At 60.4% G+C, this 23,923-nt stretch carries 27 protein-coding genes and 1 pseudogene; 18 read left to right on the top strand and 10 right to left on the bottom strand.

Going from position 1 to position 23,923, the window contains the following annotated elements; genetic code table 11:
* Window positions 1-276 precede the first annotated feature (276 nt).
* Both R9B85_RS25450 and R9B85_RS25445 read right to left on the bottom strand, forming a co-directional pair.
* Window positions 277-1,598 (bottom strand): annotated as a pseudogene (locus R9B85_RS25450) (APC family permease).
* Window positions 1,599-1,698: 100 nt separating this feature from the next.
* Complete coding sequence (locus R9B85_RS25445; protein ID WP_375149436.1) at window positions 1,699-2,520, bottom strand: carbon-nitrogen hydrolase family protein; 822 nt, start codon at window positions 2,518-2,520, stop codon at window positions 1,699-1,701.
* A gap of 162 nt (window positions 2,521-2,682) precedes the next feature.
* Here R9B85_RS25445 and R9B85_RS25440 point away from each other — a divergent pair, with 162 nt between their 5' ends.
* The 3 genes from R9B85_RS25440 (at window position 2,683) to R9B85_RS25430 (ending at window position 4,857) form a co-directional block, all read left to right on the top strand.
* Entirely contained in the window at window positions 2,683-3,471 is a 789-nt protein-coding gene (locus R9B85_RS25440) for a helix-turn-helix transcriptional regulator (protein ID WP_112251613.1), read from the top strand.
* A gap of 189 nt (window positions 3,472-3,660) precedes the next feature.
* Window positions 3,661-4,284 (top strand): dTMP kinase, encoded by a 624-nt coding sequence (locus R9B85_RS25435; protein WP_423770708.1) that lies wholly within the window; start codon window positions 3,661-3,663, stop codon window positions 4,282-4,284.
* Between the two features lie 69 nt (window positions 4,285-4,353).
* Window positions 4,354-4,857, top strand: a complete 504-nt coding sequence (locus R9B85_RS25430; RefSeq protein WP_207877842.1) for a peroxiredoxin — start codon at window positions 4,354-4,356, stop codon at window positions 4,855-4,857.
* A 116-nt stretch (window positions 4,858-4,973) separates the two neighbouring features.
* Here the strand turns inward: R9B85_RS25430 and R9B85_RS25425 are convergent, their stop codons facing one another.
* Both R9B85_RS25425 and R9B85_RS25420 read right to left on the bottom strand, forming a co-directional pair.
* Window positions 4,974-6,230, bottom strand: coding sequence for a cation:dicarboxylate symporter family transporter (locus R9B85_RS25425; protein WP_112251620.1), 1,257 nt, complete (start codon window positions 6,228-6,230; stop codon window positions 4,974-4,976).
* A gap of 101 nt (window positions 6,231-6,331) precedes the next feature.
* The gene (locus tag R9B85_RS25420) at window positions 6,332-6,757 is read right to left on the bottom strand and encodes a VOC family protein (RefSeq protein ID WP_112251622.1); all 426 of its coding nucleotides are present in this window, start codon (window positions 6,755-6,757) and stop codon (window positions 6,332-6,334) included.
* Window positions 6,758-6,910: 153 nt separating this feature from the next.
* Between R9B85_RS25420 and R9B85_RS25415 the strand changes: the two genes are divergently transcribed.
* On the top strand, window positions 6,911-7,786 hold the full coding sequence (locus tag R9B85_RS25415) for a LysR substrate-binding domain-containing protein (protein ID WP_112251624.1): 876 nt from the start codon (window positions 6,911-6,913) through the stop codon (window positions 7,784-7,786).
* Window positions 7,787-7,862: 76 nt separating this feature from the next.
* Here R9B85_RS25415 and R9B85_RS25410 read toward each other — a convergent pair whose 3' ends face one another.
* A complete protein-coding gene (locus tag R9B85_RS25410; protein ID WP_112251625.1) occupies window positions 7,863-9,650 on the bottom strand; it encodes a thiamine pyrophosphate-requiring protein in 1,788 nt (595 codons plus the stop codon).
* 319 nt (window positions 9,651-9,969) lie between these two features.
* On the opposite strand from R9B85_RS25410, the gene R9B85_RS25405 reads away from it, so the two are divergent.
* The 9 genes from R9B85_RS25405 to R9B85_RS25365 all read left to right on the top strand — a co-directional run bounded on the left by R9B85_RS25405 (window position 9,970) and on the right by R9B85_RS25365 (window position 15,521).
* A complete protein-coding gene (locus R9B85_RS25405; protein ID WP_112251627.1) occupies window positions 9,970-10,188 on the top strand; it encodes a hypothetical protein in 219 nt (72 codons plus the stop codon).
* Window positions 10,189-10,206: 18 nt separating this feature from the next.
* The gene (locus tag R9B85_RS25400) at window positions 10,207-10,503 is read left to right on the top strand and encodes a hypothetical protein (RefSeq protein WP_207877840.1); all 297 of its coding nucleotides are present in this window, start codon (window positions 10,207-10,209) and stop codon (window positions 10,501-10,503) included.
* Window positions 10,504-11,217, top strand: a complete 714-nt coding sequence (locus tag R9B85_RS25395) for a DUF72 domain-containing protein (RefSeq protein ID WP_112251629.1) — start codon at window positions 10,504-10,506, stop codon at window positions 11,215-11,217.
* Between the two features lie 112 nt (window positions 11,218-11,329).
* Window positions 11,330-11,626, top strand: coding sequence for a DUF6555 family protein (locus tag R9B85_RS25390; protein ID WP_112251630.1), 297 nt, complete (start codon window positions 11,330-11,332; stop codon window positions 11,624-11,626).
* A 106-nt stretch (window positions 11,627-11,732) separates the two neighbouring features.
* Complete coding sequence (locus tag R9B85_RS25385; protein ID WP_112251631.1) at window positions 11,733-12,257, top strand: hypothetical protein; 525 nt, start codon at window positions 11,733-11,735, stop codon at window positions 12,255-12,257.
* A 222-nt stretch (window positions 12,258-12,479) separates the two neighbouring features.
* Entirely contained in the window at window positions 12,480-13,073 is a 594-nt protein-coding gene (locus R9B85_RS25380; RefSeq protein WP_112251632.1) for a hypothetical protein, read from the top strand.
* Window positions 13,070-13,501: a phage holin family protein gene (locus R9B85_RS25375; RefSeq protein WP_370290114.1), complete on the top strand. Its 432-nt coding sequence runs from the start codon at window positions 13,070-13,072 to the stop codon at window positions 13,499-13,501. The genes R9B85_RS25380 and R9B85_RS25375 overlap by 4 nt, the downstream gene beginning before the upstream one ends.
* The gene (locus R9B85_RS25370; protein WP_112251634.1) at window positions 13,498-14,304 is read left to right on the top strand and encodes a DUF3618 domain-containing protein; all 807 of its coding nucleotides are present in this window, start codon (window positions 13,498-13,500) and stop codon (window positions 14,302-14,304) included. The genes R9B85_RS25375 and R9B85_RS25370 overlap by 4 nt, the downstream gene beginning before the upstream one ends.
* A gap of 143 nt (window positions 14,305-14,447) precedes the next feature.
* Complete coding sequence (locus R9B85_RS25365; RefSeq protein ID WP_215520863.1) at window positions 14,448-15,521, top strand: M42 family peptidase; 1,074 nt, start codon at window positions 14,448-14,450, stop codon at window positions 15,519-15,521.
* Here R9B85_RS25365 and R9B85_RS25360 read toward each other — a convergent pair.
* Both R9B85_RS25360 and R9B85_RS25355 read right to left on the bottom strand, forming a co-directional pair.
* Window positions 15,518-15,934, bottom strand: a complete 417-nt coding sequence (locus R9B85_RS25360; RefSeq protein WP_112251635.1) for a low affinity iron permease family protein — start codon at window positions 15,932-15,934, stop codon at window positions 15,518-15,520. The genes R9B85_RS25365 and R9B85_RS25360 overlap by 4 nt on opposite strands.
* Before the next feature lie 159 nt (window positions 15,935-16,093).
* Window positions 16,094-16,891 carry an SDR family NAD(P)-dependent oxidoreductase gene (locus tag R9B85_RS25355; protein WP_112251636.1) on the bottom strand — a complete coding sequence of 266 codons (798 nt, stop codon included), beginning with the start codon at window positions 16,889-16,891 and terminating at the stop codon, window positions 16,094-16,096.
* Between the two features lie 108 nt (window positions 16,892-16,999).
* On the opposite strand from R9B85_RS25355, the gene R9B85_RS25350 reads away from it, so the two are divergent.
* From R9B85_RS25350 to arfB, 3 genes are all read left to right on the top strand, one after another.
* On the top strand, window positions 17,000-17,953 hold the full coding sequence (locus tag R9B85_RS25350; RefSeq protein WP_112251637.1) for a GlxA family transcriptional regulator: 954 nt from the start codon (window positions 17,000-17,002) through the stop codon (window positions 17,951-17,953).
* Window positions 17,954-18,057: 104 nt separating this feature from the next.
* On the top strand, window positions 18,058-18,480 hold the full coding sequence (locus R9B85_RS25345) for a hypothetical protein (protein ID WP_423770707.1): 423 nt from the start codon (window positions 18,058-18,060) through the stop codon (window positions 18,478-18,480).
* A 180-nt stretch (window positions 18,481-18,660) separates the two neighbouring features.
* On the top strand, window positions 18,661-19,074 hold the full coding sequence (gene arfB, locus R9B85_RS25340) for an alternative ribosome rescue aminoacyl-tRNA hydrolase ArfB (protein WP_423770706.1): 414 nt from the start codon (window positions 18,661-18,663) through the stop codon (window positions 19,072-19,074).
* Window positions 19,075-19,093: 19 nt separating this feature from the next.
* Here the strand turns inward: arfB and R9B85_RS25335 are convergent, their stop codons facing one another.
* From R9B85_RS25335 to paaY, 3 genes are all read right to left on the bottom strand, one after another.
* A complete protein-coding gene (locus R9B85_RS25335; protein ID WP_423771080.1) occupies window positions 19,094-19,423 on the bottom strand; it encodes a DHCW motif cupin fold protein in 330 nt (109 codons plus the stop codon).
* 945 nt (window positions 19,424-20,368) lie between these two features.
* The gene (paaX, locus tag R9B85_RS25330) at window positions 20,369-21,292 is read right to left on the bottom strand and encodes a phenylacetic acid degradation operon negative regulatory protein PaaX (RefSeq protein WP_181457324.1); all 924 of its coding nucleotides are present in this window, start codon (window positions 21,290-21,292) and stop codon (window positions 20,369-20,371) included.
* A 77-nt stretch (window positions 21,293-21,369) separates the two neighbouring features.
* On the bottom strand, window positions 21,370-21,969 hold the full coding sequence (gene paaY / locus R9B85_RS25325) for a phenylacetic acid degradation protein PaaY (protein ID WP_112251789.1): 600 nt from the start codon (window positions 21,967-21,969) through the stop codon (window positions 21,370-21,372).
* A gap of 354 nt (window positions 21,970-22,323) precedes the next feature.
* Here paaY and paaF point away from each other — a divergent pair, with 354 nt between their 5' ends.
* Entirely contained in the window at window positions 22,324-23,097 is a 774-nt protein-coding gene (gene paaF / locus R9B85_RS25320; protein ID WP_112251788.1) for a 2,3-dehydroadipyl-CoA hydratase PaaF, read from the top strand.
* Between the two features lie 34 nt (window positions 23,098-23,131).
* Window positions 23,132-23,923, top strand: coding sequence for a 2-(1,2-epoxy-1,2-dihydrophenyl)acetyl-CoA isomerase PaaG (gene paaG, locus R9B85_RS25315; RefSeq protein WP_112251787.1), 792 nt, complete (start codon window positions 23,132-23,134; stop codon window positions 23,921-23,923).

Raw genomic sequence — 23,923 nt, 5'->3', positions numbered from 1 at the left:
ACGGTGCCAACGGCCACCGCGTGGAAAGCGCCGAAGGCCTGCTGCCGCTGCTCGAACACTGCATCAAGACCCCGGGCGTGCACGTGATCGACTGCCCGGTCGATTACAGCGAAAACGACCGCATCCTCAACAGCGAGCTGCGTGAGCGCGCGCTGGCGGTGTAATGCCTGAAAGGATCGGCGCCACCTCAAGGCTGGTGCCGATCCCTACCGGATGGTCGGCGCGGAATGATCGATCGCTCGCGCAGGGAGTACAAATGTACCCCCTCGCCCGAATTCAGGCCTCCTCGAAGTGCATCTCGGGGGGCTTGCGCTTGAAACCACTGGTAATCACGGTCAGGTAGAGCACGCCGAGGCAGAGCCAGCCTGCGCCCAGGTAGATCGCCAGGTGATCGAGACTTGCCATCAGCCACAAGGTCGAGGCAAAGCCCACCAGAGGGAACGCGAGGTACATCAGCAGCGCGTTGGCGCACGCTGCTGCATGGCAACCCAGTAGTGGAAGATCACCGCCAGGTTGACCAGGCTGAAGGCGAGAAACGCACCGAAGTTGATGAACGAGGTAGAGGTCGTCACATCCATGCGCAAGGCGAGCAGGGCGACCACACCGCACAGGATGATGCTGGGTACAGGCGTGCTGAAGCGTTCGCTGAGCTTGCCGAAGAATGACCTGGGCAGCACTCCGTCACGCCCCATCGCATACAGCAGCCGAGAGGCGCTGGCTTGCGCCGACAGGCCCGAAGTGAACTGGCCGACGATCAGCCCCAGCAGGAATATGCTGACGAAGATGTCGCCACCGATGTTGCGGGCAATTTCATAAGCCGCCGCGTCGGCGTTGGCAAAGTCGGTGGACGGGTGAGCGAGCTGAACGAAGTAGCTGCAGGCGATGAACAGCCCGCCGCCAATCAGGGTGATCAGCAGGATGGCTTTCGGAATGGTCTTGCTTGGGTCCTTGGTTTCTTCGGTCAGGGTGCTGACCGCGTCGAAGCCCAGGAATGAATAGCAGGCGATCGCCGCACCGCCCATGATCAGCGGCAATTGTGTACCTTCTTGGTAGAACGGCTCGAGTGTCCACAGCGGCACGGTGGGGTCACCCCAGACATAGCGCACCGCGAGTGCAACGAACGCCGCCAGCACCAGCAGCTGGATGAACATCAACAGGCCATTGACGGTCTTGGCCAGGCGCAGGCCGATCACGTTGATCGTTGTGGTGATGCCGATGAATGCCAGTACCCAGATGGCTTGCGGCACGCCTGGGAACGCAGAGTGCAGATAGGCCGCGCCAATGAGCCAGATCGCCATGGGCAGGAACAGATAGTCGAGCATCACTGCCCAGCCGGTGATGAAGCCCAGCTGCGGGCTGATCGATTTGCGCACGTAGGTATAGGCGGAACCGGCTACCGGGAAGGCGCGCGCCATGTGGCCGTAGCTCAAGGCGGTAAAGAGCATGGCGATGGCGGCAGCGAGGTAGGCTGCGGGCACCCTGCCTCCCGTCGTCTCGGCCAGGATACCGAATGTGCCCAGGACGATGATGGGGGTCATGTAGGCGATGCCGAAAAGCACCACCGGGCCCAGCGAAAGCGTTCGCTTGAGTGTGGCCATTACTGTTTGCTCCAGCTTGTGATTGTTATTCAGAGTCGAACATGCTGCCGTCCCTGGCGGCCTTGCATTCCAGCAACAGAGCCTGGAAGGGGTGGAATATTCAGGAGGGGATGATCAGTTCACGAAGGCCGTCAGCGTGCTCGACCTGTTCACCCGGCAGCCGGATGCGCCGCTGGGCGATGTAGGTGTAGTCGCGCCGCGACTGCTGCAGTTGCTCCATGGCCAGTTCGACGGTCATGCGACACTCGCCACGGCCGGCTTCGCACAGCAACTGGCCGTACGGGTCGACGACGGCACTGCCGCCAGCGAACACCAGGCCGCCATCACCGTCACCCACGCGGTTGACCATGACCGCGAAGGCCTGGTTTTCCATGGCGCGTGCGGTGATGGCGGTTTTGTGGGTGGGGCCGTACGGGTCCATGTTGCCGTTGGTGACGATGATCAGTTCTGCGCCCAGCTGCCCCAGGGCACGCGCGGCTTCTGGGAATTCGATGTCAAAGCAGATCAGCAGGCCGACACGGATGCCTTTGAACAGCGCTGTCGCAAACCGGTCGCCTGGGGTGAAAACCCCGCAGTCCGATGCCCAAAGGTGGGTCTTGCGGTAGGTGAGGGCGACGCCTTCTGGCGTGACCAGTACGGTGGTGTTGTAGAAACGACCGTCGTCTGCAACTTCGGCCATCCCGACGACCACGGCAACATTGCGCGCTTGTGCGGCCTGCTGGACTGCCGTGATGCTTGGGCCATCCAGTGGCTCGGCAATGCGGTTGATGTTTTCTTCGGTAGGGAAGCCCATCAGCTGGGTTTCCGGGAAGACCAGCAGATCGGTATCGGCACCGCAGTTGCCGATCGCCTCGATGGTGCGCTGCAGGTTGTACGCGGTATCGCCATCGCGACCGGCCAGTTGGACAAGCTCTACCTTCATTTCCAATCCTCGACTGACAGCTTCGACCGCCATGCCCTGGCGGCATGGGGTATAAAAAACGATCCCGGTACAGGTTCGCTCAGCGTAAGCTAGCCCGGATTATGGGGTGGTCATCATGGCGGGGGGTATTACGCCCACGTGGTAACCCAACAGGGGTAGAGGATGAATTTTACGCTGCACGACATCGCCTGGCACCGATCGGTAGGCCAATTGATCGAAACCCTCGACAAGGACCACTTCTGGAAAGCCCTGGTGCGGTTGCTGAACGAGTACGTTGCCTGCGACAGCTGGGTGGCGCTGCTGTTCTCCGCAGGGCGCCCGCAGGTGTTCGCCGAATGCCCCAGTGCAGACGGCAACCCTGACCCGCTGTTCCAGGATTACCTGAAGGGCCTGTACCTGCTGGACCCGTTTTACGTGGCCAGCCGAGAGGCTGCGGCGTCCGGCCTGGTGCGCCTGGCGGATGTGGCCCCTGAGTGTTTCGAGCAGACGGACTACTACCAGCGCTATTTCCGGCTTAACGTGGTTGCCGATGAAGTTCAGTTCAACGTGCAGCTGGATGCGCAGCGCACGCTGTGCCTGTCGTTGGGTAGCAAGCGCCGATTCAGCATCGAACAGGTCACCCTGCTGGAACTGGTGCGGCCGTGGGTCACTGGGCTGATGCGCCAGCGGATGACCTTCGAGCGGGAGTTGCTGGAAGAGGCCACCAAGCCTGCGCCGCACTGGCAAAGCCGCATGGAGGACAGGGTCGAGCAGATGGAGTCGCCGCTGACCGGGCGTGAGCTGGAGGTGGGCCGGCTGATGCTCAGCGGGTGTTCCAGCAAAGAGATCGCGCGCAAGCTTGAAATCTCGGTAGAAACAGTGAAAGTGCACCGCAAGCATATGTACAGCAAGTTGGGTATCAAATCGCAGTCGGAGCTGTTTTCGCTGTTTCTTCAGGCCCAGCTAGGTTGATCCCCGCCAACTGCATGCCCCTCTCATGGGGCTGCAAATGACTTTTTGCTTTAGCAGGGACCCTGTGGGAGCGGGTTTACCCGCGAACACCGGCATAGCCGGTGCCATCCACCGCGTCGCCCGCTTCCATAAAGACCGCGCTGGCACCCAGGCCTGCGCTGCATCTTCAGATTCGACTGGTAATGAAAAATGACCCGCCCGCTGTTTGTTTCCATCGATGGGCCCAAGGGCACTGGCAAGACCACGCTTCTGGAGGCCGTGACCAAGGCCCTGCGGGCTGACAACAAGAAAGTGATCCGGCTTTGCGAGAAAAAAAGCGACCCCTATCGGGGGGAAACCATGGCCCTTGTCAATCAACTGGTCAGAAACCCCTCCCGGGACCTGGAATTGAGGGTATGCGAGCGCTTCGCCGAAAGCCGTGCCTGGATTTCCCGGCACGTGCTGCCCAGGCAGCCAGTAGACAGCATCATCCTGATCGATCGCTGGTACCCGTCTGATGCCGCATTTCGCCGCACCGTGGCGTTCGACGAGATCCTGCGCCTGAACCTCGAGCGAAATGTGCAAGTGCCCGATTTGCATGTCGGCGTTGTCACGGCCCCTGATACCTCATGGGCAAGGGCCGCGGCACGAACGCGCGGATTGGGCAGTACGGTGATCCATAGCCTGGACGAGCAGGTTGCCTGTACCGAGGCGTTCGAGCGTGCGGTAGCGGAGCACGGCTGGGTACTATGCCGTAATGAAGGAGCCATCGAGGATGCAACGAGGCAGGTAGTGGCCGCGATCGATAGCGTGTTTCGACCACGCCAGATCTGACCGCTGGATGTACGTACGCTGGTGGATGCTGCATCATGCCTGGCCATTTACCGCCCCAGGGATACAGCGATGATCAAGACCGGCGATACACTGCCCGACGTAACGCTTTACCAGTACAGCAACGGCGAGGGCGGCTGCGCGATCGGCCCGAACGCGTTTTCCCTGCACGAGCGCTGCAAGCAGAAAAAAGTGCTGATCTTCGGCTTGCCAGGTGCTTTCACGCCTACCTGCTCGGAGCGGCATGTACCGGGCTACGTGGCTGCGGCCCAGGACCTGTTCGCCGCCGGGGTTGCCGAAATTCTCTGTGTTTCGGTCAATGATGCATTCGTCATGAATGCCTGGGGCGCGAGCCTGCAGGTGGGCGGGGCGGTCAGGATGATTGGCGATGGCAACGGTGAATTCAGCGAGGCGCTGGGCCTGATCCAGGACCTATCGGCGCGCGGTTTGGGCCGGCGTTCGCAACGCTATGCCATGTTGGTCGACGACCTGGTGGTCAGGCACATCGCGGTCGAAGCACCCGGCAAGTTCGAGTGCAGCGACGCCGCGAGCATGTTGGCTGTTTGTAAGCTCTGAAGGCATACACCGTTACTGTGGGAGCGGGCGAGCCCGCTACCACAGGGGATGTGACCCGTTCTCGAATATTGTTCCCTGCGCGACAGCGCAGCTCGAAGGGCTGGGCAATCGGCCCGTCAACCTTTACTCGCCGCCTCACGCCGGGATGGTTTCAACTGAACCCCCTCCCAGCGGGCAATCACTAGTGGTGCGATTGCATTGCCGAGCACGTTCAGCGTGGTAGTCCCGCTTTCAATCACTCGGAAGATGCCTGCCACCAGCGCCACAGCGTCGAGGGGAAGCCCGGCAGATGCCAGCGTGGCTGAGAGGATGATGATTGCGAAGCCTGGAACACCGGCTGCGCCCTTGGAGGTGAGCACCATGGTCACGACCAGCAGTATTTGCTGGGACAGTGTGAGGTCTATACCGTAAAGCTGGGCGATGAAGATTGTCGCGACCCCCAGGAAGATCGACGCGCCATCCAGGTTGAACGCATACCCGACCGGTACTACGAAGCTGACGATACGCCTGGGAACACCATAGTGTTCAAGCTTCTCCATCAGCTGTGGCATTACCGCCGCGGATGCCGCACTCGAGCACGCCAGGATCAGCTCATCCTTGAAATAGCGGACAAGCTTCAACAGGTTCTCGCCGATCAACAGGCAGATGCCGCCAAGTACGATCAGTGCGAAGAGGATCAGTGCCAGGTAAACGACCCCGATCAACTTCATCAATGGCAGCAGGGAGGCGAAGCCGAAGGTTGCCACGGTGGAGCCGATCATGCCGAACACCCCAATGGGCGCGTATGCCATGACATAGTTCACCAGCTTGAACATTGCGTCGGCGGTGCCCTGCAGTGTTGCCACGACTGGGGCACTCTTTTCGCGCGGCAAGGCGTTCAGGGCCATGCCGAACAGTACCGCGAAGAACAGGATGGAAAGCAGCTTGCCTTCGGACAGCGACTGGAAGAGGTTGTCCGGCACAATGTTCTGCAGGATCAGCAAAGCGCCTGTGGCAGGTTCCGATTTAATGCTCGCATCGCCTTCGGTCATGCCGGCGATCACTGTACCTGAGCCAGGCTCCAGAAGATTGGCCAGCACGAGCCCGACAATGATGGCCAAGGTGGTGATTGCGAAAAAGTAGCCGAGGGACTTGACCCCCATACGGCCAAACGACTTGTTGTCGCCACCCCCTGCAATGCCGAGCACCATGCAGCAGAAGACGATGGGCACAACAATCATCTTCATCATCTTGATGAAGATGTCACCCAGGGGTTTGAGCACTTCACTGCTGACCCATTGTTGATGTTCCGGGTGTGTATTCAAGAACCAGCCAACGCCGATGCCGAGCAATAAGCCGATAACGATCTGCCAGACCAGTGGGACTTTTTTCATGACGCCAGCCTATTTTTATTGATTTATGGTGTGCTGCGCTGTTGGCAGTAATTGAAGGCGTGAGCGAAGCGCTCACGCCCGGGGCACGCGGGCAAACAACGCTATTTGGCGAAGATCTGCCCCATGTCCTTGAAGGCTTTGAACTCCAGCGCGTTACCACACGGGTCGAAGAGGAACATGGTGGCTTGCTCGCCCACCTGGCCTTTGAAGCGGACGTAGGGCTCGATGACGAATTCGGTACCCAGGTCGGTCAGGCGGTTGGCAAGCGCTTCCCACTCGTCCCACTGCAAGATCACGCCAAAGTGAGGGGCTGGCACATTGTGGCCGTCTACCGGGTTGCTCAGCGCATGTTCCTGGTAGGGCATCTTGGGATGTTCGTGGATGACCAGTTGATGGCCATAGAAATTGAAGTCGACCCATTGGGCTGCGGAACGTCCTTCTTCAAGGTTGAACACCTCGCCGTAGAACTTGCGAGCCGCGGGAATATCGTAAACCGGAATGGCGAGATGGAAGGGGGGCAGGCTCATCAGAAACTCCTTGAGGGCTATGGGTAACGACCTGTGAAGCAACAGGTCATCATTGTGGTGGGTGGCTTGTTTCTCGTTTTTGTCGATTCTAGGAGTGGCAGAATAATAAAAAAATCAATATATTTTTCTTAAAAACACAAAGGAAAATTGTGAATGATCCGCGAGCTCAAGACCCTGATTGCCGTGGCCCGGGAGGGCACGTTCGCTGCGGCCGGGCTCAAGGTGAACCTGACCCAGGCGGCCGTAAGCGCACAGATGCAGAGGCTGGAAGCCGAACTGGGGTATGAGATCTTTGAACGCAAAGGCCGCAACGCCCAGCTGAACAGGCGCGGGCAGCAGATTCTGGAGCAGGCCCAGGAACTCGTCAGGCTCTACAACAGCCTGGGTTCCAGTGCTCAGGGTGTGGCGCCTACCGTGCAGGTAGAGGTCGGCGCTATCGCGTCGGTACAGAGGTCACTGCTGCCACAAGCACTGGCGCAGTTTCATGGCGCCCGGCCTGAATGTCGTACGCGTATCATTCCTGGCCTGTCGCTGGAGCTGCTGAGTGCGGTAGATGCCCGGGAAATCGACATCGCCGTGATCATCAGGCCGCCGTTCGAATTGCAAAGCGATCTTCACTGGACAACGTTGGCAAGCGAGCCTTACAGGCTGATCGTTCCAGCCGGGCTCGCGGATGCCGAGTGGAGCGAAATGCTTTCGACCCAACCCTTCATTCGCTACGATCGCTCGTCATTTGGTGGGCGCCAGGTCGACCGCTTCCTTCGACAATTTCATTTCAATACCAGAGACGTGTGCGAACTGGACGAACTGGATGCCATCACCGAACTTGTCGGGAAGGGTGTGGGGGTAGCGTTGGTGCCACAAACAGTCAGCCGAGACGCCTGGCCTGCCTCCGTGCGCGCCTATGATCTTGGCGGCCACACGTTTCACCGCGACATTGGCCTGGTTCACCCTGCAAACGTTGCCTTGAGCGTGCAGGTTACGCTCTTGGTCCAGCTGATTGTCGAGGCGGCTGTTCAATGCGACTGACAACCTGAACCGGCGCACCCGGTTCAGGTTTGGCAGGCCAGCGACGGGGCTGGTTGCTGCCAGTGCCGTGCACGCCTCATTTCTTGCCCGGCAATACCGAACCGAGAACTTGCCTGGCCGTCTGCACGATGACCCCAGCCTGGTCCGGGTCGCCCTTGAGCAGGCTGCTGGCGAACTTCTTCGCCTGCTCCAGCTTGATGTGCGGTGGCAAGGGCGGTACGTCCGGATCGGTCTTGAATTCGATCAACACCGGCCGGTCAGCCGCCAGGGCTCGCTCCCAGGCGCCGGCAATGTCTTCTTCGCGCTCCACGTAGATGCCTTGCAAGCCGATGGAGATTGCGAACAGATGATAGGGCACATCAGGGATCGCCTGTGAAGCCTCGAACTTGGGGTCGCCCTCCATTACCCGTTGTTCCCAGGTCACCTGGTTGAGGTCTTCGTTGTTGAACACCGCGCAGATCCACTGAGGGTTTTCCCACAGGCGCCAGTACTTGGCGACGGTGATCAGCTCGGCAAGGTTGTTCATCTGCATCGCCCCGTCACCCACCAAGGCCACCACGCTGCGCTGCGGATGGGCGAACTTGGCGGCGATGGCATAGGGTACCGCCGCGCCCATGCTGGCCAAGCCGCCGGACAATGAGCACTGCATGCCCCGGCGTATCTGCAGGTCGCGGGCAAACCAGTTGGCGCAGGATCCGGAGTCACTGGTGACGATGGCGTGGTCGGGCAGGCGAGGGGAGAGTTCGTGCACCACGCGCTGGGGGTTGATCGGGTCGGCCTTGACCAGGGCGCGTTTCTCCAGGGTCTTGTCCCAGTCTGCGCGCCAGCCTTCGACCTTGTCGCGCCAACGGCGCTCGGTCTTGTGTTCGAGCAATGGCAGCAGTGCCCGCAGCGTTTCGCTGGCGTCGCCGACCAGGTTGACCTCCATGGGGTAGCGCAAGCTGAGCATGTCTGGCTGCAAATCGATCTGCACGCCACGGGCCTGGCCTTCCCCAGGCAGGAACTCGGCGTAGGGGAAGCCGGAGCCGATCATCAGCAAGGTGTCGCATTCGCTCATCAACCGATAACTCGGTTCGGTACCTAGAAGCCCGATGGCGCCGGTGACCCAGGGCAGGTCGTCTGGCACTACGGCCTTGCCCAGCAGCGCCTTGGCCACGCCAGCACCAAGCGTTTCAGCTACCGCGATCACCTGTTCGGTGGCTTGCAGTGCGCCGGCACCGACCAGTATCGCCACTTTTCGTCCAGCGTTGAGTACATCCGCGGCACGTTGCAGGTCCTGCTCGAAAGGCACCACGCGGGGCCTGCTGTAGCCGATGCCGGAATGCACCGTGCCGTGGGCTTTCGGTGGTTCGTGGTAGGGCAGGTCCTGCAGGTCGTTGGGCAGGATGATGGCGGTGACCCGGCGTTCGCCGACGGCGGTACGTACTGCGCGATCGAGCAAGTGGCGCACCTGTTCCGGGGTCGAGGCCTGCTGGACGAAGGCACCTGCAACGTCCTTGAACATCGACAGCAGGTCCAGCTCCTGCTGGTAATGCCCGCCGAGCGCTGCTCGCGCCTGCTGGCCGACGATGGCCAGCACCGGCTGGTGATCCATGCGCGCGTCATACAGGCCGGTAAGCAGATGCGAAGCGCCGGGGCCGGAGGTGGCAATGCACACACCCAATTCGCCGGTGAACTTGGCATGGGCGCTGGCCATGAAGGCCGCCATTTCCTCGTGGCGTGCCTGGATGAACTGGATCTTGCCCTCGGCCCGGCTCAACGCCCCGAATACCCCGTTGATGCCGTCGCCGGGGTAGCCGAAGATGCGCCGCACACCCCATTGATACAAACGCTCCACCAGAAAGTCGCCTACCGTGCTGGTCATTGCCTTCTCCCGTCCTGTGACCGATAGGGGTCTGGACTTGGCGCGGTTCGGGAAAGTTTCAAGTGTGTGCGCACTGGTCTACCGACTGGAACCTTGCCGAACACATTCCTTCGGCTGACGAGGGCCCTGTGGGAGCGGGCATGCCCGCGAAACAGGCAGCGCGGTGGATGGCACCGGCTGTGCCGGTGTTCGCGGGCACGCCCGCTCCCACAGGTATGTGCTGCAGCGCCGGTCGTCGTCGGTGCTGAACGGCTGCACTCAAGCCAGGATCAATCAAGCTGAGTCGCCCGATTTCACTCAGCCAGCAGGAGTTACAGCGATGTCCAAGTACCTGTACCTGATCAGCTATATCCTCGACAACCAACCCGGCACCTGCGAGCTGCGCAGCGACCAGGAGGACCTGAGCCGCGATGCGGCGCGTGATTACCTGCAAGGCCTGCACCGCAACGAAGCGTCATCGTTTACTGACGTGCAGGTGCAGCGTCTGCAGCACGATCATGAGCCAAACACATCGCCAGGGCATTATCAGCAGCCATGAAAAGGAGAGGGCTGGCAGATGAAAAGAAGAGGTGAAACCTATAGACAATGGTGCGACCCGATCCTGCACCATCAAACCCATGAGGAAACGCTCGGCTCCGGTACCTGCCTGGAAGTGCAGACGCGCTTGTCACGCACTGGCGGCACCCAGTTGTTCATCGGTGTCTATCGCACCGACGGTACGGTGCTGTGCGAACAGATCTACCACCAGTGTGCGGGGGAAACCATGAGGCGGGCGCTGCTGTGGGGCGTGGGATATGCCAGGCGCGTCGCGGGTGAGGGCGAAGCGTTCCGTGGCGAAGCGGCCGGTAGCTGAATGATCTATCTGGGTTGCGCTGGCTGGAGCCTGTCCAGCCGTCATGCCGAGGCATTTGCGCAGCCCGGCAGCCACCTGCAACGCTACGCCACCCGCTTCAACACGGTGGAAATCAACAGTTCGTTCTACCGCCCCCATCGCCCCGAAACCTATGCCCGTTGGGCTGCGTCCGTACCTGAGGATTTCCGTTTTGCGGTGAAGCTGCCCAAGGCCATCAGCCATGAGCAGCGTCTCGCCGGCTGCGAATACGCACTGGATATGTTCCTTGCACAATGCGGGCAGTTGGGCGATCGCCTGGGTTGCCTGTTGATACAGTTGCCGCCATCGCTTGGCCATGACACCGAGCATGCGCGACGTTTCTTCGAAAGCCTGCGCCGACGGTATGCCGGGCCGGTGGCGCTGGAGCCCAGGCACGCCAGCTGGCAAGCGGCGCAGCAGATGCTGGTCGATTTGCGCATCGCCCAGGTTGCGGCGAGCCCTTCGCGCTTCGTTATCGATGCGCAACCGGGAGGTTGGCCAGGGCAGGTCTACTGGCGCCTGCATGGCGAGCCGAGGATCTACCACAGCGAGTACTCCAACGAGTATTTGCAGCGTCTGGCTGAACGCTTGCAGGCCAGCCGTGCCGCTGGAGTACCCACCTGGTGCATTTTCGATAACACCGCCTCCGGAGCGGCGATGGCCAACGCACTGGCTCTGCAGCAGCTTTTGCGCTGAGAAAGTCGTGGATACAAGGCGATGGAAAAGGGCGATGACCAACCGGTCAAAATAAATGAATCTTTTTACAGGTCGCTGGCTCCATTGGTCTGAATCGCTGAAGGAGAGTCCAATGGCTGGGCAGCAGTTGTATGTGATCGAATATGAGCTTCATGGGGAATTTCGCACCTTCATCATCCGGCTCGAGCGTATGGACAACGCCGAAGCCTGGCACTGGGCAAGTTGCGATGCGGGGGTGGGCATCATTCCACGGTTCGGCCAGCACAAGATCAAGAAGGTCAGCCGGCCGATGGCTGAGCGCTACGGCATCAACAATGTGCGTTGGCGGGCATCAGGCGAAGGGCCCGAGTTCGTCGCTCCGCCCATTGATGTAAAGAAGTTCTCGAATAGCGGTACGGGCAATACCTGAAGCATTTGCGCAGAAGGCCTGCCTGCAATTTGTAGGCAGGCCTTTGCTCATGGGTTCGCCTCTCACGTTTCGAGACACGATCATCCTTGCTTTCAGGAGCCAGCACGTGCCGCGAATCATCACTCCAGCCACCCCTGAACACGAGATCAGCGAGCGCAACGCCCGGATGTTCGGCTCGCCAAAAGAGCGCCTTGATTTCTACCGCCGTGAAATCCAGTACGAGACCAGCATCCTTGCCAACCGCACTGACGCCTATCTCGCTGCCCAGTCGTTTCTGGTGATCGCCTTCGTATCGTCGATGGGCAACCTCAACCAGAGCTGGGGCGAGATGTTTACGCTGGTAGTTCCGCCGTTTCTTGCCTTGCTGGGTGTTTTGAGTTCACTCAATGCCTGGCCGGGCATTCGCGCGGCCTACAAGATCATCGAGCACTGGCAATTGAAACAGAGCCACCTTTTGCGCAGCGAGCCACTGATGGGGCTGGCATATGACGAATCGCCACTGTTCAGCGAGGCGGAAACTTCACTGGCCGGGCACCGCAAGTCGCTGTTGTTCTCGCTGCGTACGCCGTGGATATTCCTGGCCTTCTGGATGATTCTCGGCATCTACGCGGTCTTCATCCAGCTGGCGTGAACCGCGCAATCGCACCCCAATCGTTGCCGACCCTGATTACCACCACCCTCAAAGCCTTTGCTCGGGTACCAATACCCCGGGTTGATCGCGCTGTTTCCTTTGGGCCTCCAGGCAAATGTCATAGATCACAAACGCTGAACTCCTGCCGCCTCACCTGCGTCCCTCGAATGAATGCCCAATAAAGACGGCATTCATCCAACAATCAGCTTCGAGGGCGAAACGATGGACAAGACCGATCAAAGCTCGACCTCTCCACCCGGTAGCACCCAGGAAAAAGCCTTTATCGATGACGCCGGTGCGCTGCTTGGCGAGGCCAGGCACAAAGGCAGTGAGCAGTTCGAGCACTATCGCGATAACGCAGCCGATCAACTTGATTCGCTCGAGGAGGGTGCGCGCTCGGCGGCTGCTGCGCTGCAAGGCAACGATAGTCTCGGGCTGTCGCAGTACCTGACCCAGGCAGCAGAGTGCGTGGGCGAGTTTGCCGAGCAGGTACGCCATCAAAGCGCCGAGAGCCTGCTGCAGCGCGGTGCACAGTTGGCCAAGAACAACCCGGCGCTATTTCTGGCCGGCAGCGTCGCCATCGGGTTTGCTGTGTCGCGGTTCATGCGAGCCAGCACCAGCCATGAATCCACCCCCCCTGCGTCTGCGTCTTCTGGTGATTGGAGCCAGCCCCACCCGGCGCAGCCAGTACCTGATCGTGGTAGCGACGTATCCCCCCGCGAACCTTACACCCCCGTCGACCCGATCGGGCCTGGTGCAGGCACACCGGTCAGCGGCAGCCCGTTCGAGCGCGACCCCCTCAAAGGAGGTGAATGATGAGCAAAGACACTTTGCATTCCAGCCAGAGCCTGCATGCAACGGAAGACGACGCCGTCGGTGTTGGCGGTTTGTTGCGCCAGCTGATGCGTGAAGTACCGGACCTGTTCACCAAAGAGCTGGCGCTGGCCAAGGCAGAGCTGCAGCAGAACCTCGCCACCCTCAAGGCCGGCACGGCTGCGGTTGCGGCGGGAGCGATCGTGATGCTGGCAGGCTTCGTCATTCTGCTGCTGGCGGCCGTCTACGCCCTGGCGATGGTGGTCGAGCCGTGGCTGGCAGCCTTGATCGTGGGCGCGGTCACCTTGGTGATCGGGTTCATCATGTTGCAGTCGGGCAAGAAACAGTTCGAACCCACGCATCTTGCCCCTGACCGCACCTTGCATGCCATGCAGCAGGACAAGGACACGCTGAAGAGGAAACTGCCATGACCACTTCCTTCGAACATGAAGCGCATAAAGACCCTGACTTGCTCGAGCAGGAAATCAACGCCAAGCGCGAGCACATCAGTGATCTGGTGGACGCCCTCGAACAGCGCCTGAGCCCGGGCCAGATGGTCGACCGGGTCCTGGCCTACGCCAAGGGCAATGGCGGCGAGTTCTTCCAGAACCTGGGCACCACCCTCAGGAACAACCCTGTACCCGCTACCCTGACGGTACTGGGCCTGGCATGGCTGGGCCTGAACCAGAACCGCCCCTTCAACCCAGGGCCTGCGCACCATGGGCCGGGGTTGGGCGAAAAGCTCGGCGACGCGGTGGACACGGTGAAAGGCGCTTTCACGCAGGCGGGGGAGGCAGTGCATGACGCCAGCCAGAAGGTGCGCATGAAAGCCCATGACATGCGCGATCGGGCCAGCGAACTTGGCAGCGGCGCGCGCGACTCCATGGGGGCTTCCGCGGACACCCTGCGCCATTCGGCACACAAGGCTACCGATCAGGCCGCGGCATTGAAGGGCCAGTTCGATCACCTGCTTCAGGAGCAACCTCTGGTATTGGCTGCTTTGGGAATAGCACTGGGTGCGGCATTGGGGGCGGCGCTACCCGGTACCCGCAAGGAAGACCAGCTGATGGGCGCCAGCAGTGATCGTTTGACCGACACGCTCAAGGCCAAGGGCCGCGAGGTGAAGGCGTCGGTCGAAGAGTCGTTCGATCAGGCGGGTGGCAAGGCGTCGACCCAGGCAGAGCGCAGGCCTGGAGACTCCGATCTTTCCTCAGGGTTGGGCTTCAATTCCTGATCCTGCGGGATGTGCGTTGCCAGCCTGTTCTGCCTGGGCAGCGGGCTGGCGGCTATCCGCGAGCTCCTCCAGCCCACTTGATAATGAACGCGTGCCAAGTGGGCCGGTCAACCGCTTGCAACTTTAAACAGGGAGGTTCTGCCTTGAAGATCGACGCGTTGTTGACCGAACTCCTCAATGCCCGCGGGCCAGGTGGGCAAGAGGATGAGGTGCGCACCATTTGCCTGCGAGAGCTCGCCAACTTCTGTGATGACACGCACATCGATTCTGCCGGCAACGTGGTAGGGGTCATTCGCGCCGGGCTTGCATGCAATCCGCAGGCAGCCATACGTGTAATGGCCCACCTCGATGAGATCGCGATGATCGTCAAGAATGTCCACGACAACGGCACACTGGAGGTGCTTGCCCTCGGGGGAGCGCAACCGATCAGCTTTGGTGTCTGCCCTGTCGACATCCTGGGCGATGAGCAGATCCTGCCTGGCGTGCTGTCGTATGGCTCGATGCACAGTAGCAGTCGGACTGCCAACGGAAGAGACGTGCTGACCGGAAACGTCCAGTGGAAGGATGTGCATGTAGTCACACGCAAGACCAAGCAGGAACTGCAGGCATTGGGGGTTCGACCAGGTACGCGGGTCGTGCTCAGCCAGCACTGGCGTCGGCCATTCAAAGTGCAGGACTGTGTTGCCGCTCATTTTCTCGATGACCGTGCTCCCATCAGCGCTGTCATCCTCTGTGCGAAGCTGCTGGGTGAGAGGCGAGCGGCGCTGAAGCAGGATGTGTGGTTCGTGCTCACCACACTGGAGGAAGAATCCAATGCCGGTGCCATGTACGCCGCGTCCCGGTTGCCCGGCGACACCACCATCGCGGTCGAGGTCGGCCCGGTGCTCGAAGAGTATGGTACGCAGCTGTCAGCCGACCCGATCATCAATACCGGTGACCAGAAGGGCTACTACAGCCGCACCGTGGTACAAGGCCTGATCGCCGCTGGCCGCAGGGCAGGGTACAAGCCGCAGGCGGCATTGCTCGTAGACTTTGCGTCGGATGCGAGTGCGGTATTGAGCGCAGGGATCGATGCCCGGGCAGGTTGCATTGCGATCCCGACAGAGAACACTCATGGCTTTGAGATGGTACTCCTGGATGGCATTTCAGCCTGTGCGGAAACCTTGGCCGAATTCCTGGTGAGCTCCCAGGATGAAAACGACCTTATAGGCCGCTAGCGCTGCAGATTGTCCCGAGCGGCATCGTCTGCCTGTCGCTCGCGAGGGGGCTGTGGAGGCGTTTCGCAGTGTCTGCCCATCGCCTGATACTCTTTGCGAAGTTGATGGATCTCCCGGTTGTCGAGTGATTCGAGGCCTAGTACCGATTGCTCCGCTGATTTTGTAGCGCGGATCAGTTCGTCGAGCTTCACATGGATGATGTCGTTGTCCCGGTTCTGGGTGTTCTGAATCAGAAAAACCATCAGGAAAGTGATGATGGTCGTCGACGTGTTGACGATCAGTTGCCAGGTATCGTTGTAGTGAAACCAGGGCCCGGAGGCAGCCCACATGCTGATAAGCACCACGGCGATCAGGAAGGTACTTGGTTTACCGGCGTGCTTGGCGAGCCATTGACAGAAAAGCGCGAATTTCATGGTGTTATCTCCACTGTGTCTAGGATTCTGACCACAGGGGAGTGCTGAAATCTTTTTACATTTTCGTTTGGTCGACGGGGCACACGCTGATAATCGGATAGCTGTCGCCCTGGTTGAAAGGCCGACAGCTTCACCCGGCGCTGGCGTCAGCAATCGTGATCAATTGGCATTGTAACGCGGGGCCAGCTGATTACTGGACAGCTGGCCGAACAGGGCTTGGCGGCTGGCCTCGTAGCGTTCGAAGGACTGCAGGTCATGCATCGAAGGGATGGAGATCAGCACCTCGTCGTCAAAGTCCTGCAGGGCACCGTCCACCAGATCCTGGGCCGACATCACGATCCCTGGATCGAGGTTTTCGACCGGCAAGCCGCCAATCTGCCAGAAGTCGGTGGCGGTCGCCCCTGGCAGCACGGCCTGGATCCTGATGCCTTTTTCCGCAAGCTCCTTGTGCAGGGACTGGGTAAAGGCGGTGACATAGGCCTTGCTGCCACCGTACACACCGTTGAGCAACTCCGGCGCCAGGCTGACGATGGACGAGATGTTGATCAGGGCACCTTGCTTGCGCGCGACAAATCCCGGGATGGCCGCGTAGGTAAGGCGGGTGAGGGCGGTTATGTTGAGAGTGATCATTTCAGCCATGCGCTCGACATCACTTTCCAGCAGGCTGGTGTGAGTGCCTATGCCCGCGTTGTTCACCAGCAGGCTGATGCTGGCGTCTTCGCGCAATTTGCGCTCTACCTTGAGCAGATCATCAGTGTTTGCCAGGTCTGCTGGAAACACCTCCACGTTCTGCCGGGTTTCGGTGGTCAGCCGGCTGGCCAGGGTGTTGAGGCGGTCCCGGTTGCGGGCGACCAGCACCAGGTCGTAACCCCGACGTGCCAAGCGTTCTGCGTAGATCGAACCGATGCCGGTGGAGGCGCCAGTGATGAGGGCAGTGCCTTTGAATTGCTGCTTCATGGTCAAGCTCCGTGGTTTGGTTGTGGAGCCCATGATGCAGAAGGTCGTGCTTGTCTTAAACGACACATATGGTACGTTTTCAGGACATCCAATGGTGGAGCTTCAACCATGCACCGGGTCGGCTATCTCATAACCGAAGGTTTCCAGATCATGTCGCTGGCAACGCAGGCCGTGTTCGAGTTCGCGAACATTGTCGCTGGCGAAACGGTTTACAAGATCCAGAACTTTTCCGTCGGAGGCGGCACGGTGCGTTCCTCCCTGGGCATGTACATGGACACCCTGCCGTTGGGTGCTCCTGGTCTGGCTGACACCTGGATGATCACCGGCACCTTGACCCCGCTGACTCCGCCTGGCGATGAAGTGCTGGCCAGCGTTCGAGGCTTTGTCGACGGCGCCCGCCGCATCGCAGGCCTGTGTACCGGTTGTTTCGTGCTAGCCCAGGCCGGTGTGCTGGATAACCGGCGGGCCACGACACACTGGGCCTACGCGAAAAAGCTGCGGGAACTGCACCCGAAGATCGAAGTGGAAGAAGACCGGATCTTCATTGTCGATGGGCAGATCTGGACCTCCGCGGGAATGACCGCTGCCCTGGACATGGCGTTGGGTATGGTTGAAAGAGACCTGGGCACCGAGATGGCCAGGTCAGTGGCACGAAAGCTGGTGATGCATCAGCGCCGCTCCGGCGGGCAATCGCAGCATTCCGAGCTGCTGGCGCTTTCGCCGAAGTCTGATCGGATTCAGAGCGCCCTGGATTACGCACGCAAGCATTTGAGCCGTCCCTTGAGTGTCGAGGAACTTGCAGAGTCCGTGCATCTGAGCCCACGACAATTTACCCGCGTATTCACTTCAGAGACAGGTCAGTCGCCCGCCAAGGCTGTGGAGAGCCTGCGTCTCGAGGCGGCCCGTTTGATGATCGAGCAGAGCCGTCACAGCCTGGATGTGGTGGCGAAGGAAACCGGGTTCAGGGACCGTCGGCATATGCGGGAGGTGTTCATTCGTGGTTTTGGCGTTCCGCCTCAAGCGGTGCGAAGAGATGCCCGGCGGGTGGTATCGGCTGAATGACAATGGCTGACTAATCCGTCAGCCTTCAACCTCGAACCGCTCGTGATACTCGGTTGTCGGCGTTATTCTGAATAGTGAGGGCATGAGCCTTTGGGGAGCTACCCATGCGCCAGTTGACACTGTTGTTCGCGATCGCTGCAATTGCTGGTTGTCAGGCGCCAATGCCTACTGCAAACCCACAAATGGCTTGGGTCGATCTCTCGATGCCATTCCCGAATGACCGTGTGCTGTTGGCCGAGCGCCTGGATAAACAACGCCTGCGCGACGGTCGCTTCTTCGAGGTCAGCCCCGGCAGCCATGAATTGGTCGTCAGGTTCGACTACGAAGTAAATGGAGGTGGTGGCATCAGCCTGATGGGGGGCACTACGGTAAGGCAATGCTACCTGACCATTGACTATGAGGATTTCAAGGCTGGGCAGCGCTACTTACTCGAGGCCCGCTCCATGGCCATGACGCCAGAGGCGCGGCTCTATGATGCGAAGGGAGAGATTGTGGCGCAGGTTGCGGAGTTCTATTGCCTGATGTGATGGCGCTGCCGTCGCCCGTGTCATTGCAAACGGGAGCAGCGCTATATGTGGCAGATATCGAGGCTACCGGCAATGGCGGAGTAGGGTGCCTCGCTCAGAGTGGTTGAGGTCAACCGTATTTTGTTCTGTGGGCGAGCGGCGAAGGCTGTGATAATGGAGGGGAATCACAAGGGCCATGCCATGCTGACCATCTCTGATAACGTCCATTTGCCAGATACCGACATCGAACTGACATACATCCGCGCGCAAGGCGCAGGTGGGCAGAACGTCAACAAGGTGTCCAGCGCCGTGCACCTGCGCTTCGACATTCCCGCCTCGTCGCTGCCCGAGTTTTACAAAGAGCGCCTGCTGGCGCTGCGTGACAGTCGCCTCACCGGCGACGGCGTGTTGATCATCAAGGCACAACAATACCGCACCCAGGAGCAGAACCGCGCTGACGCACTGGCGCGTCTTGCCGAATTGATCATCACTGCCGGCAAGACCGAGAAGAAACGCCGCCCCACCAAGCCGACCCTCGGCTCGAAGACCCGCCGCCTCGAAGGAAAAGCCAGGCGCAGCACTGTCAAGGCAGGTCGGGGCAAGGTGGAGTTCTAGGCTCTCCGGTTCATTTGGATCAGTCCACGATAAAGAGTTTGGCACCGACGAGGGTAGAAGACCTGTGTGCCTCCGCGTTGTCGGCTACTTGATAGCTCATGCCAGGCCGCAGCGTGAAGGTGCGGCCGTCATCCAGCTCTGTATCCAACTCGCCTTCCATGCAGAGCAGAATATGGCCCTTGTGGCACCAGTGATCGGCCAGGTAGCCAGGCGTGTACTCAACCATGCGAACCCGTATACCCCCGAAATGACAAGTCCGCCAGTACGCGGTGCCGGCTTCCCCGGGATGAGCAACAGGTTCAACTGTCGACCAGTCGGTTGTACCAAAACGAATCGCTGTCAGTTCCATGATCATCATGAGTCAAGTCGATCATCGAGCGCCACGCAGTCGTGATAAAGATGCTGTGGCCTTTGTGGATTCCAGCTGAAAGCAATCCAATTGAGATACCGGTGGGCGTACCACCTGTTCATGGACGGACTGGATTTAGGATTGTAGACGGTCATCCAAGGCTAGCTATGGATAGCGAGCTGAATCTCAAAGGAGGTTAGTGGAAAACGGACACGTGTACGTTGCTCGCCCAATACGTCATTTAACATAATACACATTATGCGCTAGTCTATATTTGGTCACCAGGCCACGAGTGAGGCACTTTGGGACCAGGTAATGCCCTCTGGTCTAGATTTTAATCTCGATCAATCGACCGCTTACCATCACGAGCATTAGCCTGGTGCTGGACGCGTTGGGCTTGCCTTTGTTGGCTAACGCGGCTGGAGCATCCGAAACCCAGCCATTCCCAGCTGTACCTGAGTACTTGCAAGTAACTTGTAACGTTTACCCTCGGCTTTGTTGACCAGGCCAAGCCAAGCCCGACGCCTGCGTGACCACACCAAGGCTGCTGCCAGCGTCGTTGCGGTTGCCGCGATGGCAATCGCCGGCAAACCAGCCCCTGGTCGATCGGTTGACGCGGTCAATTGTAGGAGCGGCCTTGTGTCGCGATGGGCTGCAAGGCAGCCCCGGCATTTTATGCGTCTGCTTTGAAATCTTGGGGCTGCTGCGCAGCCCATCGCGACACAAGGTCGCTCCTACAAGGGCCCGCAGGGTTCAGACGACAGTTGCTTACACCTCACGCCGACCCTCAAGCCAGGATCCATCCCTGTAGGTCCGTCCTGACTTGAAAGCGATACTTGAGCGCTCAGGTCCCCTCGTGTGCCCATTCTTATATGCAAATAAGATATAACTACACTAAATACTCATTTAGCGTAGTTATATAAACCCAACCTCTGCACCCACCTCTCAAACCAGCCCGCCAAAACGCCTGTAAAAGCCTTCATTCACATCCGGCAACGGCCCATCAGCCGTCTCCAGCGCTGCATTCAGCCATTCTTCCGCCTTGGCAAACACCAGGCGATAGAGGTTACGGCACAGCTGTCGCGCAGCCCTTCCCTCCCAATCCCCAGGCAGCAGCTCGTCCGGCAATTGCGGGTCGCGCAGCAGCAGCCGGCGGTATTCGTGAATCAACAATGTGCGTGCCAGGAAGCAATCCTGGGCATCGAGCTGTTGTTGCTCTTTCAAACCTTGCCATAGCGGCCTGAACAGCTGGATGAACTCGCTGTACTGTTGCCCCAGTTCGTCGATGCGCCAGCTCTCCCGCACCTGGGCGCGCATGGCCTTGGATGCCAGTACTTCCTGGGTGTGGGTCTCGAAGACGATACTGTCGTCGCTGGCCTCCAGGTCACGCAGGGTTGCGGCCAGGTCGGCGCGGTCTGCCCGTGGGCAGCCCAGCAGGTTCGGGGCCATGGCGCCAAACCCCTGCCACTCCAGTTCCTCTCGCAAAGCCTTGCGTTTGCCGGCCTCCAGCTGCGAGAGCAACACCAGCGTCCAGGCGCCGTCCCAGGCTGGCTGGCTCGGGCTGTAGACCCGCTTGAAGGCTTTCTCGAACCTGCGGCGGCCTGTGCCTGTCAGGCTGTAGTAACTGCGGCGGCCAACCTTTTCGGCAGTGAGCCAGCCTTCCTTGGTAAGGCGGAAGATGGATGTGCGGATCAGCCGCTCGTTGATGCCGATAGGCTCCAGCAGGTTGATCAAGCTACCCAGCCAGACGGTACCGCCGTGGGGTTCGATGGCGTCGCCGTACAAAGTGATGATCAAGGAACTGGCGCGGATCGGCGTCTGTTCCTGGAAGCGGGTGATCAGGTGGTTCAGTGGGGCGAGATTGCTCATGGGCGAACTGTGCGCGGATAAAGCACCGACTATACCTGCGCGGCGTGCCGCCTGGCCATTGCGTGACGCTGCCAGGCTCATGCCGATGCCTGGCCTTTGGGCCTGACGCCGGTGTCTTCCATGCGTGGGCGCCGGGGCTCGACTTCGGTCAGCGGCGGGCATTCGACCAGGCTGTTCATGCAGCGTTGCGCCAGGTGCTGATACTCCGCCGTGCCACGTTGCTTCCAGGCCAGCTCCTGTTCGGTCAGTGGGCGCTTGACCTGGGCTGGCGAGCCCATCACCAGGCTTTGTGCCGCACATTCGAAACCCGCCTTGACGAATGCCGTGGCCGCGACGATGCAGCGCGGCGCCACATGGGCACCATCCATCACCACCGCGTTCATGCCGATCAAGGCGTCTTCGCCCACGCGGCAGCCGTGCAGCACGGCGCCATGCCCGACATGCCCGTTGCGTTCGACTACCGTATCGCCGCCCGGGAAACCATGCATCACGCAGGTGTCCTGCAGGTTGGCGCCCTCCTCCAGCACGATACGGCCGAAATCCCCCCGTAGTGAAGCCAGTGGGCCGACGTAGCAACGAGGACCGACGATGACATCACCGATCAGCACGGCGCTGGGGTGCACGTAGGCTGTCGGATGAACCACGGGGGTCAGGCCGTCCAGTCGATAGCAAGGCATGGAAAAGCTCCTGAAATGATTTCAAATGCACGCAGATCTTGTATCACAATATTATTTCGCGTCAATCGCCTGGGTCGTGTATCGCTTTGGAGCGTGTCGCTTGCTTTGCAAAAAAACGTCGTTCCACGCCGAAATCCGCCTAGATAAACGATTCATCACCATCAATGGCGATGAAACGTCGCTTGGCGCTACGACGCAAAGAGATACATGAAACAATTTTGTGTGTTGCATTCATGTATCGCGTGATGCATATACTGGTTACACCCGGACGTGATCCCGCATCACGCCCCTGCAAACAATTCCAAGAAATGCCGGCCCCACGATGTGCCGTGCGTGCAGCCAGAGGAACCCGACATGCCGCGATATCTCGATGTGCAGGCGCCGGAACAAGGCGTCCAGCTCATTACCCTGCAACGGCCCGAGGCGCTCAACGCCCTGTGCACCGAGTTACTGGCAGAGCTGGCCACTGCGCTGGAAACGGCCGGGAAGGACGAGCAGACCCGTGCGGTGGTCATCACCGGCAGCCGCAAGGCATTCGCCGCAGGCGCCGATATCCGCGAGATGGCCGAGCGCGACCTGGTCGGCATCCTCAACGACCCCCGTGTGGCTCACTGGCAAAGCATCGCCGCCTTCACCAAGCCGCTGATCGCCGCCGTCAACGGCTATGCCCTGGGCGGCGGATGCGAGCTGGTGATGTGCGCAGACATCGTCATTGCCGGCAGCGACGCCCATTTCGGCCAGCCGGAAATCAACCTCGGGATCATCCCCGGCGCCGGTGGCACCCAACGCCTGCTGCGAGCAGTAGGCAAGCCGCTGGCCATGCAAATGGTGCTGACCGGCGAAGCCATCACCGCCCGCCATGCCTTGCAGGCCGGGCTCGTCAGCGAAATCACCCAGCCGGAACTCACTGTAGAACGCGCGCTGCATGTCGCCCGCGGCATTGCCGCCAAGGCCCCGCTGGCGGTGCGCCTGGCCAAGGAGGCGCTGCTCAAGGCCGGCGATACCGACCTGGCCAGCGGCCTGCGCTTCGAACGCCACGCCTTCACCTTGCTGGCCGGCACCGCCGACCGCGACGAAGGCATTCGTGCATTCCAGGAAAAACGCCAGGCCCGCTTCCAGGGCCGCTGACCATCTTCCCCTCGACTGACGGAGCGAGTCTGTCATGCCTTTCCAGCACATCCTGTTTTCCATCGAGGACGGCGTCGCCCTCCTCTCGTTGAATCGCCCCGAACAGCTGAACAGCTTCAATACCGCCATGCACCTGGAAGTGCGTGAGGCGCTCAAGCAAGTGCGCCAGAGCAGCGAAGCACGGGTGTTGTTGCTGACTGCCGAAGGCCGTGGTTTCTGCGCCGGCCAGGACCTGTCCGATCGCAACGTCGCCCCTGGCGCCGAAATGCCGGACTTGGGCGAGTCGATCGACAAATTCTACAACCCGCTGGTACGCACCCTGCGCGACCTGCCGCTGCCGGTGGTCTGCGCGGTCAACGGTGTGGCTGCCGGCGCCGGTGCCAACATCCCGCTGGCCTGCGACCTGGTGCTGGCCGCCCGCTCGGCCAGCTTCATCCAGGCATTTTGCAAGATCGGCCTGGTACCCGACTCCGGCGGCACCTGGCTGTTGCCGCGCCTGGTCGGCATGGCGCGAGCCAAGGCCCTGGCCATGCTGGGCGAGCGCCTGGGCGCCGAACAGGCCCAGCAATGGGGGCTGATCCACCGTGTGGTCGATGATGCCGCGCTGCGCGACGAGGCCCTTGCCCTCGCCCGCCAGCTCGCCACCCAGCCCACTTACGGCCTGGCCCTGATCAAGCGCAGCCTGAACGCCAGTTTCGACAACGGTTTCGATGAACAGCTGGAACTGGAGCGCGACCTGCAGCGCCTGGCCGGGCGCAGCGAGGACTATCGCGAAGGCGTGAGTGCCTTCATGAACAAGCGCACGCCGGCATTCAAGGGGCGTTGA

Origin of the sequence: Pseudomonas sp. NLJ1 (assembly GCF_049486705.1) — a bacterium.
GTDB classification, from domain to species: domain Bacteria; phylum Pseudomonadota; class Gammaproteobacteria; order Pseudomonadales; family Pseudomonadaceae; genus Aquipseudomonas; species Aquipseudomonas inefficax.
The sequence above is the reverse complement of the archived record's forward strand: the minus strand, read 5'-3'. Positions and strand labels throughout refer to the sequence as shown.

Bases quoted from the DNA above. Each gene is read 5' to 3' on its own strand.
- R9B85_RS25440 (WP_112251613.1), top strand. From the start codon at position 2,683: ATGAATTTTACGCTGCACGACATCGCCTGGCACCGATCGGTAGGCCAA.
- paaY (WP_112251789.1), bottom strand. From the start codon at position 21,969: ATGCCTTGCTATCGACTGGACGGCCTGACCCCCGTGGTTCATCCGACA.
- R9B85_RS25390 (WP_112251630.1), top strand. From the start codon at position 11,330: ATGGCTGGGCAGCAGTTGTATGTGATCGAATATGAGCTTCATGGGGAA.
- paaF (WP_112251788.1), top strand. From the start codon at position 22,324: ATGCCGCGATATCTCGATGTGCAGGCGCCGGAACAAGGCGTCCAGCTC.
- R9B85_RS25370 (WP_112251634.1), top strand. From the start codon at position 13,498: ATGACCACTTCCTTCGAACATGAAGCGCATAAAGACCCTGACTTGCTC.
- R9B85_RS25355 (WP_112251636.1), bottom strand. From the start codon at position 16,891: ATGAAGCAGCAATTCAAAGGCACTGCCCTCATCACTGGCGCCTCCACC.
- R9B85_RS25420 (WP_112251622.1), bottom strand. From the start codon at position 6,757: ATGAGCCTGCCCCCCTTCCATCTCGCCATTCCGGTTTACGATATTCCC.
- R9B85_RS25425 (WP_112251620.1), bottom strand. From the start codon at position 6,230: ATGAAAAAAGTCCCACTGGTCTGGCAGATCGTTATCGGCTTATTGCTC.
- R9B85_RS25345 (WP_423770707.1), top strand. From the start codon at position 18,058: ATGCGCCAGTTGACACTGTTGTTCGCGATCGCTGCAATTGCTGGTTGT.
- R9B85_RS25415 (WP_112251624.1), top strand. From the start codon at position 6,911: ATGATCCGCGAGCTCAAGACCCTGATTGCCGTGGCCCGGGAGGGCACG.
- R9B85_RS25360 (WP_112251635.1), bottom strand. From the start codon at position 15,934: ATGAAATTCGCGCTTTTCTGTCAATGGCTCGCCAAGCACGCCGGTAAA.
- R9B85_RS25410 (WP_112251625.1), bottom strand. From the start codon at position 9,650: ATGACCAGCACGGTAGGCGACTTTCTGGTGGAGCGTTTGTATCAATGG.
- R9B85_RS25395 (WP_112251629.1), top strand. From the start codon at position 10,504: ATGATCTATCTGGGTTGCGCTGGCTGGAGCCTGTCCAGCCGTCATGCC.
- R9B85_RS25435 (WP_423770708.1), top strand. From the start codon at position 3,661: ATGACCCGCCCGCTGTTTGTTTCCATCGATGGGCCCAAGGGCACTGGC.
- paaG (WP_112251787.1), top strand. From the start codon at position 23,132: ATGCCTTTCCAGCACATCCTGTTTTCCATCGAGGACGGCGTCGCCCTC.
- R9B85_RS25405 (WP_112251627.1), top strand. From the start codon at position 9,970: ATGTCCAAGTACCTGTACCTGATCAGCTATATCCTCGACAACCAACCC.
- R9B85_RS25350 (WP_112251637.1), top strand. From the start codon at position 17,000: ATGCACCGGGTCGGCTATCTCATAACCGAAGGTTTCCAGATCATGTCG.
- paaX (WP_181457324.1), bottom strand. From the start codon at position 21,292: ATGAGCAATCTCGCCCCACTGAACCACCTGATCACCCGCTTCCAGGAA.
- R9B85_RS25445 (WP_375149436.1), bottom strand. From the start codon at position 2,520: ATGAAGGTAGAGCTTGTCCAACTGGCCGGTCGCGATGGCGATACCGCG.
- R9B85_RS25430 (WP_207877842.1), top strand. From the start codon at position 4,354: ATGATCAAGACCGGCGATACACTGCCCGACGTAACGCTTTACCAGTAC.
- R9B85_RS25380 (WP_112251632.1), top strand. From the start codon at position 12,480: ATGGACAAGACCGATCAAAGCTCGACCTCTCCACCCGGTAGCACCCAG.
- R9B85_RS25335 (WP_423771080.1), bottom strand. From the start codon at position 19,423: ATGGAACTGACAGCGATTCGTTTTGGTACAACCGACTGGTCGACAGTT.
- R9B85_RS25375 (WP_370290114.1), top strand. From the start codon at position 13,070: ATGATGAGCAAAGACACTTTGCATTCCAGCCAGAGCCTGCATGCAACG.
- R9B85_RS25400 (WP_207877840.1), top strand. From the start codon at position 10,207: ATGAAAAGAAGAGGTGAAACCTATAGACAATGGTGCGACCCGATCCTG.
- arfB (WP_423770706.1), top strand. From the start codon at position 18,661: ATGCTGACCATCTCTGATAACGTCCATTTGCCAGATACCGACATCGAA.